At 60.0% G+C, this 13,030-nt stretch carries 10 protein-coding genes and 1 pseudogene; 5 read left to right on the forward strand and 6 right to left on the reverse strand.

All coding sequences use genetic code 11. The features are described from left to right. Positions 1-54: 54 nt before the first annotated feature. Positions 55-1,377 carry a leucine-rich repeat-containing protein kinase family protein gene (locus F8N12_RS13570; protein WP_150580875.1) on the forward strand — a complete coding sequence of 441 codons (1,323 nt, stop codon included), beginning with the start codon at positions 55-57 and terminating at the stop codon, positions 1,375-1,377. A gap of 440 nt (positions 1,378-1,817) precedes the next feature. Here F8N12_RS13570 and F8N12_RS13580 read toward each other — a convergent pair whose 3' ends face one another. Continuing rightward, entirely contained in the window at positions 1,818-2,522 is a 705-nt protein-coding gene (locus F8N12_RS13580; RefSeq protein WP_150580877.1) for a YebC/PmpR family DNA-binding transcriptional regulator, read from the reverse strand. Between the two features lie 229 nt (positions 2,523-2,751). On the opposite strand from F8N12_RS13580, the gene F8N12_RS13585 reads away from it, so the two are divergent. Then, positions 2,752-4,071, forward strand: coding sequence for a type VI secretion system Vgr family protein (locus tag F8N12_RS13585; protein ID WP_150580878.1), 1,320 nt, complete (start codon positions 2,752-2,754; stop codon positions 4,069-4,071). Here F8N12_RS13585 and F8N12_RS13590 read toward each other — a convergent pair. Further along, positions 4,068-4,352, reverse strand: a pseudogene (locus tag F8N12_RS13590) (hypothetical protein); the annotation flags it as partial. The gene F8N12_RS13585 and the pseudogene F8N12_RS13590 overlap by 4 nt on opposite strands. Next, on the reverse strand, positions 4,352-5,209 hold the full coding sequence (locus F8N12_RS13595) for a LysR substrate-binding domain-containing protein (RefSeq protein WP_150580879.1): 858 nt from the start codon (positions 5,207-5,209) through the stop codon (positions 4,352-4,354). The gene F8N12_RS13595 and the pseudogene F8N12_RS13590, both read right to left, overlap by 1 nt. Positions 5,210-5,318: 109 nt before the next feature. On the opposite strand from F8N12_RS13595, the gene F8N12_RS13600 reads away from it, so the two are divergent. Both F8N12_RS13600 and phnX read left to right on the forward strand, forming a co-directional pair. Next, complete coding sequence (locus F8N12_RS13600) at positions 5,319-6,428, forward strand: 2-aminoethylphosphonate--pyruvate transaminase (RefSeq protein WP_150580880.1); 1,110 nt, start codon at positions 5,319-5,321, stop codon at positions 6,426-6,428. 149 nt (positions 6,429-6,577) lie between these two features. Beyond that, a complete protein-coding gene (phnX, locus tag F8N12_RS13605; protein ID WP_150580881.1) occupies positions 6,578-7,405 on the forward strand; it encodes a phosphonoacetaldehyde hydrolase in 828 nt (275 codons plus the stop codon). A gap of 127 nt (positions 7,406-7,532) precedes the next feature. On the opposite strand, the gene F8N12_RS13610 is transcribed toward phnX, so the two are convergent. The 3 genes from F8N12_RS13610 to F8N12_RS13620 all read right to left on the reverse strand — a co-directional run bounded on the left by F8N12_RS13610 (position 7,533) and on the right by F8N12_RS13620 (position 11,689). Next, positions 7,533-8,171 (reverse strand): hypothetical protein, encoded by a 639-nt coding sequence (locus F8N12_RS13610; protein WP_150580882.1) that lies wholly within the window; start codon positions 8,169-8,171, stop codon positions 7,533-7,535. A gap of 210 nt (positions 8,172-8,381) precedes the next feature. After that, positions 8,382-9,311 carry a 1-aminocyclopropane-1-carboxylate deaminase/D-cysteine desulfhydrase gene (locus F8N12_RS13615; RefSeq protein ID WP_150580883.1) on the reverse strand — a complete coding sequence of 310 codons (930 nt, stop codon included), beginning with the start codon at positions 9,309-9,311 and terminating at the stop codon, positions 8,382-8,384. 338 nt (positions 9,312-9,649) lie between these two features. After that, a complete protein-coding gene (locus F8N12_RS13620; protein WP_150580884.1) occupies positions 9,650-11,689 on the reverse strand; it encodes an FAD-dependent oxidoreductase in 2,040 nt (679 codons plus the stop codon). Positions 11,690-11,898: 209 nt separating this feature from the next. Between F8N12_RS13620 and F8N12_RS13625 the strand changes: the two genes are divergently transcribed. Further along, complete coding sequence (locus tag F8N12_RS13625; RefSeq protein ID WP_150580885.1) at positions 11,899-13,029, forward strand: carbon-nitrogen hydrolase family protein; 1,131 nt, start codon at positions 11,899-11,901, stop codon at positions 13,027-13,029. The last annotated feature ends 1 nt before the right edge of the window (position 13,030 follow it).

Here is a 13,030-nt window from a genome sequence, read left to right on the forward strand (position 1 = left end):
TGTCGGTCATTCCCAGGGCACGCGCCACCTCGACAATCAAAAGCGAATCCGTTCATGCACACCCTCGCCCAACTACGTGCCGGCCAATTGTCGGGCATCACTCGCCTGGACCTGTCCTGTGGACTGAGCGAGTTTCCCCGGGAAATTTTTGCGCTGGCCGATTCGCTCGAAGTGCTCAATCTCAGCGGCAACGCCTTGAGCAGCCTGCCCGATGATTTGTATCGGCTGACGCATCTTCGGGTGATTTTCTGTTCGGACAACCTGTTCACCGAACTGCCGGTATGCCTGGGTCGATGCACGGCGCTAACCATGGTCGGCTTCAAGGCCAACAAAATCGAAAGCGTGCCAGGCGCTTCCCTGCCGACGTCGTTGCAGTGGTTGATCCTCACCGATAACTGCATCCGCGAACTGCCGAGCGAGCTGGGCGAACGCCCGCATCTGCAGAAACTCATGCTGTCGGGAAATCGTCTGCAGCGGTTGCCCGAGTCCCTTCATCAATGCCATCGGCTGGAACTGATTCGCGTCGCTGCCAACCGTCTCACCAGGCTGCCGCCGTGGCTGCTGACCCTGCCTGGCCTGAGCTGGCTGGCCTACGCCGGCAATCCGCTGGAAACCGAAGCCGACGCCGCCGCGCTCGACGCGACGCCCGTCATCGCCTGGTCTACGCTGGGCCTGCAAGCGCAATTGGGCGAAGGCGCCTCGGGGGTTATTTACCGAGCGGTGTGGCAACGACAGGGCCAACCCGCCACCGAGGTCGCGGTCAAACTGTACAAAGGCGAGATGACCAGTGACGGCTCGCCGCTGCACGAAATGAATGCCTGCATCACCGCCGGATTGCATCCCAATCTGATCCGGGTTCAAGGCCGTATCGACGGGCATCCTGAGGCGCAGAAGGGCCTGGTGATGGAGCTGGTTGATCCAGGCTTCGCCAACCTCGCGGGACTGCCAAGCCTGGCCTCGTGCACTCGGGACGTTTACGCCAACGATGCGGGGTTCAGCGCAAAGGTGGCGTTGCGCATCGCCACCGGCATCGCATCGGTGGCCGAGCATCTGCACCGGCAGGGCATCACCCACGGCGACCTGTATGGCCACAACATTATGTGCAACGAGCGCGGGGATTGTTTGCTTGGAGACTTCGGCGCAGCGTCATTCCACGCCACGGCGGACAGCCGGGAGAGCCGCGCGTTGCAGCGCATTGAAGTACGGGCGTTCGGGGTTCTTCTGGGGGAATTGCTGGAGCGGATCGATTCAGGGTTGAGCGATGCGGCGCGCGTTCGACTGGAGACATTGCATCAGCGTTGCTGTCAGCCCGATGTGCTGGCGCGGCCGGGGTTTGGCGAGATTGAGCGGGAATTGGCTGCGTTCGCGGGTGAGTAGGCGGATACATATTTGTGGTCAGGGGCTCCCGTAAGAGGCTTCCTGTGGTGGAGGGGCTTGCCTGTGGTGAGGGGGCTTGCCCCCGTTGGGTCGCGAAGCGACCCCAAAAAATGACGGCTGCTGCGCATCTGGACGGGGCTCCCTGTGGTGAGGGGCTTGCCCCCGTTGGGTTGCAAAGCGACCCCAAAAGCGACGGCTGCTGCGCAACCGAACGGGGGCAAGCCCCCTCACCACAGGCAAGCCCCTCACCACAGGCAAGCCCCTCCATCACAGGCAAGCCCCTCACCACAGGCAAGCCCCTCCATCACAGGCAAGCCCCTCACCACAGGCAAGCCCCTCCACCACAGGCAAGCCCCTTCACCACACGCAAGCCCTTCACCACAGGCAAGCCCCATCACCACAGGCAAGCCCTTCACCTTCCGCCACAGGCTCAGTGAGACTCAGCCAGCCAGGCCGACGAACATATCCTGCACGTCATCATGGTTATCCAGGCCTTCAAGAAACAATTCGACCTCAGCCATTTGCTCATCACTCAAGCCGCTGACCGGGTTTTTCGGTTTGTAACCGAGCTTCGCCGACAGCACCGTGAACCCCTGCTCCGGCAAGGCTTTTTGCACGGCGTCGAGGTCAGCCGCCTCGGTGATGAACAGGGTCGCACCGTCTTCAGCCGGTTCGAAATCCTGTGCACCGGCTTCGATCGCCGCCATTTCCGGGTCGGCATCCGGGCTGTCCGGCGATGCTTCGATCATGCCGACGTGGTCGAAGTCCCAGGCCACCGAACCGGAAGCACCGAGTTGGCCCTTGCGGAACGCAACGCGGATTTCGGCAACAGTGCGGTTGATGTTGTCCGTCACACATTCCACGATCAGCGGCACCTGATGCGGTGCAAAACCCTCGTAAGTGACGCGGTGGTATTGCACGGTTTCGCCGAGCTGGCCCGAGCCTTTCTTGATTGCACGCTCCAGTGTTTCACGCGGCATCGAAGCTTTTTTGGCCTGCTCGACCACCAGACGCAGGTGGGCATTGGTGGCAGTGTCGGCACCGTTGCGCGCAGCAATGGTGAGTTCCTTCACCAGCTTGCCGAAGATTTTGCCTTTGGCGTTGGATGCCGCTTCTTTGTGTTTAACCTTCCACTGTGCGCCCATTACTCACTCTCTTGTCTGTGGCGCCGAGACATCTATTGGCCGACGCTTTGCGCAAGTTTATACGGCCTAAAGTTGGCAATCGACCAAAAATTCGAGCCGCTCACCGCCATGCCTGATCAACTTATTCACCCAAGCATGTAGGGCAATTCTGAAATGTGGGTTTAGAGTGACCCAAAAGGCCTACGTTTTCGTACCCTCAGCGCCCGTCCCCATGGCAGAAGCGCGTTCCATGCACAATGACAAGGAAAGTCCCTACACCCTGACCCTGCTGGACGCTGACCTGAGCCTGCAGGTACTGCACTTCAGCGGTCAGGAAAAACTCAACCAGCCTTATCGATTCGAGATTGAGGTGATCGGCCTGGCCTCGGCCCTGGAACTTGAGCGCTTACCGCGTCAACCGGCGTATCTGCGTCTGGAAGGTGGATCGATCATTCATGGGATCGTACACAGCGCCACTCGTGAGCACCGCGGTCAGCACGGGGACAGCTACAAACTGGTGCTGGTGCCGCACCTGCAGCACCTCGACGGGATCCGTTGCCGCCGGGTCTTTCATCAGCTCGATGTGCCGACGATTCTGCTCCAATTGCTGCAGGAAAATGCCCTGCCCGTCGGCAGCTACCGCTTTGAGCTACCCGCAGCGCGCTATCCGCAGCGGCCCTTTTGCATCCAGTTCGATGAAAGTGATCTGAGTTTTGTGCAAAGGCTTTGCGAAGAAGAAGGCATCCACTATCACTTCGAGCACCAGCGTGACGGGCATGTGCTGGTCTTTGCCGATGACAGCACGAGCTTACCCCAGGAACCGCTGCTGATAGGGTTTTGCGCCAACGCTCCACACCCGGCAAACGCTCCAGTGATCAGCGAACTGTTCCAGCGCCACACCGCTGCGCCGGTCATGGCCCACCGCGCTGCAGATCATCATGATCGAGCGCAGTCGAGTCGACGGGCCCTCGAGCGCCTGCGCTGTGGGCATCGGCAGATCCAGGGGCAAAGCGAGCACAGCGCAATGCGCAGCGGCCGGATTGTGCAGATATCCGAGCATGCGATGGCGAATTTCAATGATCAGTGGTTGCTGACCGAAGTCAGGCACCACGGGCAGCCGTCAGCACTGTTGACCGAGAACACCGCCGGAGCCGCCTGGGCGTACAAAAACAGGTTCACCGCTATTCCCTGGTCCACGGAGTTCCGCCCGCCGCTGACACAGCAAAGGCCCGCCATCCCGGGCTATCAGCCGGCGCGAGTGCTGGGACCCATCGGCCAGCCTGCCTGTGTGGATGAGCAAGGACGGATCGCCGTCAGATTGTGGCCCGTCGGCGCGTGCGACGGGGATGAATCCTGCGGCATGTGGGTGCCCATCGTCCTCACCGCGCAGATGGGTAACAGCGATAGTGCCAGACTGCCCGTCGGGGGTGCTCGGGTGTTCGTCAGTTTTCTCGACAGCGACCCCGACCGCCCGGTGTTATGCGCCATGGCGAGCGCACCGCCAACCCCCGCCGCACGGCGACCCGGCGGTGATGATCGTCTGTTGTTCGACTGGCTGATCAACCGCTAGCCCTTATCGGCCTTCCCTGCCGCGACAGCAACTCTGGCCAGACGCACGTCCAGATGGCGCGGTTGACGCCCGTGGTCTTCGGTACGCTCCTTGCGGCGGATGGCGTTGCGCGCCATCAGCGAATCGATGCAGCGAATAGGCTCTGGCGCGAGCAGGCCCATAGCCCGTTGACCAGTGGCGAGCGCGTCCAGGCATTGTCCAGTCCCTGCACCATCGAGGCTGTGCTTCAGCAATCCGGCATAGGGCGACGGTTGATCGAACACCGGCAGCATTCGTCCTCCTACGGTGCCAAACCAATAAACGCCTGAATCAAACGCAAATCCCGCCGCCGTTCCATACACCCCATCATGTGCCGGTTGACCAGGCCTTCGCCGATAATCGGCACCGCCACCACGCGCGGATCGTGGCTGACTTCCAGCGATGACACCACGCCCACGCCCAGTTCTGCGGCGACCGCTTCCGTCACCGCTTCGCGGCTGTCCAGTTCCAGCAGCACCCGCGGGCTGACCTTGGCTTGCGCACACGCGTCATCGAAAGTGCGTCGGGTGATCGAACTCGGTTCACGCAACACCATGATCACCTGATCCAGTTCCTTGAGTTGCACGCCCTTCGATTTCTGCGCCCAGGGATGACCGTCCGGCACCAGTGCGCAAATTCGCGATTCGCTCAATGCTTTCAAATGCAGGCCCTTGCGCGGCTCGACTTCAGTCAGCACCGCGACGTCGGCATGCTCAGACAACAACGCCGCCAGAGTTTCCTGCGCATTGCCCAGACGCAGATTGACGGTGATCCCCGGATAGCGCGCACGCAAACTGGCCAGCATCGGCATCACCATGTGCGGCCCGTCTGCCGCCACTTCCAGGCGACCGGTCAGCAACTGCCGATTGGCCTCAAGCATCACCTGCGCCTCCTCGGCCAGGCCGAACATCGCGCGGGTGATCGCGGCGAGTTTGGTGCCCTCCTCCGTCAACTCGACCCGCCGCGCGGTGCGCCTCAGCAGAGTGATCTGGTAATGCTCTTCCAGGGCCTTGATGTGCCCGGTGACCGCCGGCTGACTGATGAACAGCCGCGCTGCGGCGCGGGTGAAACTGCCCTCGCGCGCCACGGCATCGAAGGCGCGCAGCTGAAACAGGTTCATGGATAACCCTCACTGATGGCTGGCATAACAACAAACAATTTGATTGATAGCTCGGCAAATTGCAATTTAAGTCCCGTAGCTTCATCCCATCGATTGCGAGAACACGAGAATGAGTACTGCCGAACCCATCCTGCTCACACCCGGCCCGTTGACCACATCGCACCGCACTCGCCAGGCGATGATGGTCGACTGGGGTTCATGGGATGACCGCTTCAATCAACTGACCGCCAGCCTCTGCGAACAATTGCTGGCGATCATCAACGGCGGCGTCAGTCACCACTGCGTACCGTTGCAGGGCAGCGGCACCTTCGCGGTCGAAGCGGCGATTGGCACTCTGGTGCCGCGCGACGGCAAAGTGCTGGTGCTGATCAACGGCGCCTACGGCAAGCGCCTGGCGAAAATCTGCGAAGTGCTCGGCCGCCCTTTGAGCACCTTTGAAACCGCTGAAGACGAACCGACCACCGCCGCCGACGTTGACCGTTTGCTGCATGCCGACACGAGCATCACTCACGTCGCACTGATTCACTGCGAAACCAGCACCGGCATACTCAACCCATTGCCGGATATCGCGCAGGTCATCGCGCAACACGGCAAACGCTTGATCATCGACGCGATGAGCTCCTTTGGTGCACTGCCGGTGGATGCGCAGAAAGTGCCATTCGATGCGCTGATCGCCGCCTCGGGCAAATGCCTGGAAGGCGTCCCGGGGATGGGTTTCGTCTTCGCTCGCAAAGAATCGCTGGCCAACGCCGCCGGCAACTCGCATTCGCTGGCGATGGACCTTTACGACCAGCACACCTACATGATGAAAACCGGGCAATGGCGCTTCACGCCGCCCACTCATGTGGTCGCCGCACTGCACGAAGCGTTGCTGCAATACAACGAGAAAGGTGGCTTGCCGGCGCGTCATCAACGCTACGCCGCCAACTGCAAAGTACTGCTTGATGACATGGCCGAGCTGGGCATTCGCAGCTTCCTGCCGGCCGCGATCCAGGCGCCAATCATCGTCACCTTCCATGCGCCAAAAGACCCGCGTTACCAGTTCAAGGAGTTCTACGAACGCGTCAAGGCCAAAGGTTTCATTCTGTACCCCGGCAAATTGACCCAGGTTGAAACCTTCCGCGTCGGCTGCATCGGTCACGTCAACCAGAGCGACATGCATGCAGCTGTGGCGGCAGTCGCTGAAGTGCTGCGCGAGATGGAAGTCATGGACACCTGATCTACAGCGCTTCCCCTGTGGGAGCGAGCCTGCTCGCGAAAGCGTCCAGACATTCAACATTGATGCCGTTTGATCCACCGCCTTCGCGAGCAGGCTCGCTCCCACCAAGAGTCGCCTTCCAAAATAGCCAATAGAGGAATCTTCCAATCATGAACTACACACACCCAACCAAACTCCAAGCCGCCATCCTCGACTGGGCCGGCACCGTGGTCGATTTCGGCTCGTTCGCGCCGACGCAGATCTTCGTCGAAGCCTTCGCTGAATTCGACGGCCAGGTATCCATAGAAGAAGCCCGTGGGCCGATGGGCATGGGCAAGTGGGATCACATCCGCACGCTGTGCGATCAGCCACAAGTGGCCGAGCGTTACCGCAAAGCCTTCGGTCGCACACCGACCGACGCAGACGTCACTGCGATCTACGAGCGTTTCATGCCACTGCAGATCGAGAAAATTGCCGAGCACTCGGCGCTGATTCCCGGCGCGCTGGAAACCATCGCCAATCTGCGCGCGCAAGGGATCAAAATCGGTTCCTGCTCGGGTTACCCGAAACAGGTCATGGACAAAGTGGTCGAGCTGGCCGCCACCAACGGCTACGTGGCCGACCACGTCGTGGCAACGGACGAAGTGCCGAACGGACGTCCATGGCCGGCGCAGGCACTGGCGAACGTGATTGCGCTGGGCATCGACGACGTGGCCGCGTGCGTGAAGATCGATGACACCGTGCCCGGCATCCTCGAAGGTCGTCGCGCCGGCATGTGGACCGTCGCTCTGATCTGCTCGGGCAATGCGCTGGGGCTGGACTATGAAGGCTATCGCGCGCTTGGCAGCGAAGAACTGGCCAGCGAGCGCAAGCGCATCCACGCCCTGTTCGAAGGCTCGCGTCCGCACTACATGATCGACACCATTACCGATCTGCCGGAAGTGATCGCCGACATCAATCAGCGATTGGCAAAAGGCGAAATGCCGCAGACTGCATAAATTCCGTCCATAAAAAAGCCGTAGCGAGGGAATGCTACGGCATTTTTTAACAGGAACGGGAATAACGACACTAAACCAGCGATTATTGCGTTACAGACATATCAGCGTGTCTTCAACCAAACACAGTTTATTCCCAATTTATCTGATCACCGCTGGCATCAAACATTGAGCCGTCCGAATATTTTACACGGCCGTCGGGGTACTTTTCAGTACCATCTTTCCAAACCAGATGACCGTCTGGATATTCAATCGTTTCATCTGGCCATACAATCCGACCGTCTGGATACTCAACCCTTCCATCCGTGTGCTGAATAATACCGTCCGGGCGTTTCACCGAATTTTCATCGGCACTGATCAGGCTTCCGTCGGCCAAGGAAGTTGTTCCGTCTCCGTTTTTAATACTGCCCAAGGTGTTCAGCAAATTATAAAGGGCAACCGGATCGAGGGTGATGTTGAGCGTTGGCCACTGCAATTGAGGCCGAACAGGCGCCACTGGCTTTTCGGGCTTTGGCCGATTCCCTCTCGGCAAGCCAGACTTGCCCGGTGATTTACCGCGCTCAGGCTGCTTCGGTGGGGTCGGTGCTTTCGATCGAGTCGGTTTCTTCAAAGGAGTCGGCCGCTTCGGTGAAGTCGGCTTCAGGGATGGACTGCCGGTTACAGGAGGATTTTTCGTGGGTTTCTTCATTGGTTGTTTAGTCGGTGACTGTATAGTCATAAGTTGCTTTGCAGCACCGGCATACAGTTTGTAATCCTTTATCATTTTCATACTTATAAGCGCCATACCAGCTCGTACAAATGTTCGAGCTCTAACAGCTTGTCCCCATGACAAACTTACAACCAAACAATAATCAGATTTTTTAAACAGGTAAAATTTCTCCGAATACAAAACATAAACAACATATGATTACACTTGCACGTTAGAACCATCACCGGAGACAAACATCTAAACATGTCCGTTGCGGGGAAAACTTTTTGCTCACCCGGCTAACACTGATGGAAAACCCCGTCGCCCCTGCAAACCGCCGGTATGAACAAAGATCAGACGCGTACCCGTTGCGAACTTCCCGGCTTCAACCTGCTGCCTGAGCGCCAGCAGCGCTTTACCGGTGTACAACGGTTCAAGCGCGATGCCGCTGGTCCGTTCAGCCTGATCAATGAATTCGAGTAACAGCGGATCGATTTTGGCGAAACCACCAAGGCTGGCCTCCAGCAACTTATAGGCAGGTGCGTACAAACCCGCTGCTTGCACAATAGCATCGACACACTGCGCAACGCCGTGATCACCCGGTACAGCCAGCGCCCCGTATACCGGATGATCCCCCGCCTCTGCCAGTACCAATCCCGCCAGTGTCGTGCCGGTACCGCAGGCCAGCCACCAGCCGTCGTAGTCGTCCCAACCCAGACTCTTCAGCTGCTCGCCAACCATCGCCTTTAACTGCATGCAACCGCGCGCCCCGGGCAATCCTCCGCCACCTTCGGGAATGGGATGCAGGTCGGGGTATTGCGCCAGCCACGGCGTCCAGAAACCCGCTTCATGACGCGCGCGATAACCGCCGTAACCCAACCAGTGCAGTTGCATCCCGAATGCCTGCAAGTCCTGCACGGTGGGCGTTATCTGTGCATGCCCACGCAGCAGACCCACGGTGGTAAACCCGAAACGTTTGCCCGCCGCCGCCAGTGCATGAAGGTGATTGGAATGCGCGCCGCCCAGGCTGATGATGCCGTTGGCCCCGGCTAGGTCAGCGGCTTTGAGGTGTTCGATGAGCTTGAACCATTTGTTGCCGCTGATCAGCGGGTCAATCTGGTCCAGGCGCAGTATGGCCACCTCGATGCCTGATCGAGTCAGCCAATCGAGGTGAAGAGGTTGGAGGGGGGCTTTCGGTAGCCAACCGGAAGAGAAAAGCATCAGCTCCGCGCATTCTGCAAAAAGCGAATTCTAACAGCCAGCACATCCTTGTAGCAGCTGGCGCAGCCTGCGTGCTCCTTGTGTAGCAGCCTGCGTGCTCCTTGTGTAGCAGCTGGCGAGCTCCTTATGTAGCAGCTGGCGCAGCCTGCGTCCGGTTCGAGCCGGACGCAGCAGTCTCACATTACTTACTGGGCGAAAGCCGGACGCAGGCTGCGCCAGCTGCTACATAAGGAGCACGCAGGCTGCGCCAGCTGCTACACAAGGAGCACGCAGGCTGCGCCAGCTGCTACACAAGCCGGACGCAGGCTGCGCCAGCTGCTACAAGGGTTTGCCTGATGTCAGAGTTCCGCAGCCAGCCGCGAACCCTGATTGATTGCCCGCTTCGCATCCAGCTCCGCAGCGACATCCGCGCCGCCGATCAAGTGCACATTCTGCCCGGCCGCCACCAGGTCATCGTGCAACTCGCGCAGCGGATCCTGCCCAGCGCAAATCACGATGTTATCCACTGGCAAGACTTGCGGTTCGCCGGTTTCACCGATGCGGATGTGCAAACCTTCATCGTCGATTTTCAGGTATTCGACGCTGTTGAGCATCTGCACGCGCTTGTTCTTCAGACCGGTGCGATGAATCCAGCCGGTGGTTTTGCCGAGACCGTCACCCACCTTGGATTTCTTGCGTTGCAGCAGAAACACCTCCCGCGCCGGCGCATGCGGCTCTGCCTTGATGCCGGCGACACCGCCGCGAGCTTCAAGGTGCGTATCAATGCCCCACTCTTTCCAGAACGCCGCGCGGTCAAGGCTGGTGGCCAACCCCTGATGCACCAGAAATTCCGACACGTCGAAACCGATACCGCCGGCACCGATCACGGCGACTCGCTTGCCCACGGGTTTGCGCTCGAGGATCACGTCGAGATAGCTCAGCACCTTGGCGTGCTCGACGCCGGGAATTGCGGGGGTCCTCGGCGCGATGCCAGTGGCCAGAATGATTTCGTCATAACCGCCGGCAACCAGTTGCGCCACGTCGACGCGGGTGTTCAGGCACACCTCGACGTGGGTGGTCTGCAGCTTGCGATTGAAGTAACGCAAGGTCTCGAAGAATTCTTCCTTGCCCGGCACGCGCTTGGCGATGTTGAACTGGCCGCCGATCTCGCTGGCGGAATCGAACAACGTCACTTGATGGCCCCGCTCAGCGGCAACGGTCGCGGCGGACAAACCGGCAGGACCGGCGCCGACCACGGCGATCTTCTTGATCTGTTGCACCGGCAGGTAATTGAGCTCGGTCTCATGACAAGCGCGCGGATTGACCAGGCATGTAGTGAGCTTGCCGCCGAAGGTGTGATCGAGGCACGCCTGATTGCAACCGATGCAGGTATTGATCTCATCGGCCCGACCGGCAGCGGCCTTGTTGACAAAATCAGCGTCGGCGAGGAACGGTCGGGCCATGGAAACCATGTCGGCATCGCCTTCGGCAAGGATCTGCTCGGCGACTTCCGGGGTATTGATGCGGTTGGTGGTGATCAACGGAATGCTCACCGAACCACGCAACTTGGCCGTCACTTTACTGAATGCGGCGCGCGGCACTTTGGTGGCAATGGTCGGGATCCGTGCTTCGTGCCAGCCGATGCCGGTGTTGATGATCGTCGCACCGGCCTGCTCGATGGCTTTCGCCAGCGTAACGATTTCATCCCAGGTACTGCCGCCTTCGACCAGATCGAGCATCGACAGACGGAAGATGATGATGAAGTTCGGGCCCACGGCTTCGCGCACGCGACGGACGATTTCCACCGGCAGGCGCATGCGGTTTTCGTAACTGCCGCCCCAGCGGTCGGTGCGGTGGTTGGTGTGAGCCGCGAGAAACTGGTTAATGAAATAGCCTTCGGAGCCCATGATCTCGACGCCGTCGTACTCGGCTTTTTGCGCCAGGGCCGAGCACGTCACGAAATCGCTGATCTGCTTCTCTATGCCCTCCTCATCCAGCTCCTTAGGCTTGAACGGGTTGATCGGCGCCTGAATGGCGCTTGGCGCGACCTGTTTCGGGCTGTAGGCATAACGTCCGGCATGGAGGATCTGCATGCAGATTTTGCCGCCCGCCTCGTGCACGGCGCGCGTGACGATCTGGTGCTTGAGCGCTTCTTCCTCGGTGGTCAGCTTGGCGGCGCCGGAGTACACGCCGCCCTCGTCATTCGGGCCGATCCCGCCCGTCACCATCAGGCCGACGCCGCCGCGGGCGCGTTCGGCGAAATACGCGGCCATGCGCTCGAAACCACCCGGTTTTTCTTCGAGACCGGTGTGCATCGAGCCCATAAGAGTGCGGTTGCGTAGCGTAGTAAAACCCAGGTCCAGCGGGGCCAACAGATGCGGGTAATGAGCGGCGGTCATCAGTAACTCCACAACGAGCGATCACGGAAAAGGTGTGGGCACTCTGCGGCGCCCCTCTGTCATGCGCACAGCCTAGGGGCATGGCTGCGGTGGCTCAATGACCGTAACTGACAACTTATTGATCCAAATGCGCAGCAACCCTTGGCAAGCGCAGGTAGGGGCCCTACCCTAGTCACCGAATCCTGTAGACGGCCGTTGACTGTTTCCCCATGCGCAAACTTCTGTACCTGACATTTTCCATGGCATTGATTGCCGCCCTGACGACCTACGCAATGTGGGCCGCGGATCGCCCGGCGGGTCATTATCTCTCCGACCTGCGCATCGACCTCGCCGTCGATCAGGGCACGCCCGCCGATCGTGGCAACCTGTTGGGCGTTCAGCCCGAACTGTTTCCCACCGACTATCAAAGCCCCGAGCGTTTGCATCGTAAACTCGCGGCTTACCTGCAAAGAGCGCAACAACAGGGTTTACTGAACGAAAAAACTATCGTCGTCCTGCCGGAACACATCGGTACCTGGCTGATGGTCAGCGGTGAGAAAGACGAGTTGTACCAGGCGGCGACCATCAAGGAAGCCATGAACTGGCTGGCGGTCAGCAACCCGCTGCAGTTTGCGCGCGCGCTGATCAGTGCCGAGGGCAAAAATCGCCTGGATGACGCGCATCTGCGCATGAAAGCCAGCCGCATGGCTAAAGATTACCAGGCGCTGTTCGGCGGTTTGGCGAAGGAATTCCGTGTGACCCTGGTCGCCGGCTCCATCGTCCTGCCCGAACCTGAAGTCATCGACGGCAAACTGCAAATCGGTGGCGGTCCGCTGTACAACAGCAGCGTGGTGTTCGGCCGCGACGGGCTGCCGATCGGCCAGCCGCAACGCCAGATGCACCCGATCTTTGCTGAACATGACGTCATCAAGGCCAATGGTGAACATACCCTCAATGTCGTCGACACCCCGGCCGGGCGCCTGGGCGTGTTGATCGGCAGCGACAGCTGGTACCCGGCCAACTACCGCAAGCTCGATAGCCAGAATGCTCAGTTGGTGGCGGTCCCGGCGTTTGTTTCCGGGCGCGGCACCTGGGATAAACCGTGGCGCGGCTATAAAGGCCTGTCCACGCCGGGTTCCGTAAGCCTCAAGGCCGGCGAGCTCAGCGAGGGCCAGGCCTGGCATCGCCTGACATTGACCGCGCAGCCGCCGAGCAGTCAGGCCATTGCCGGCATGAGCGTATTCCTGCGCGGTCAGTTCTGGGACCAGGCCAGCGCCGGCCAGAGCTTCCTCAGCAGCAACGGCCAGCACTTCGCGGACGGCAACAGCCGCGGCGCGCGCTTGTTGAATATCTGGCTGTAAC

Origin of the sequence: Pseudomonas fluorescens, from assembly GCF_902497625.1 — a bacterium.
Taxonomy (GTDB): Bacteria; Pseudomonadota; Gammaproteobacteria; order Pseudomonadales; family Pseudomonadaceae; genus Aquipseudomonas; species Aquipseudomonas fluorescens_BQ.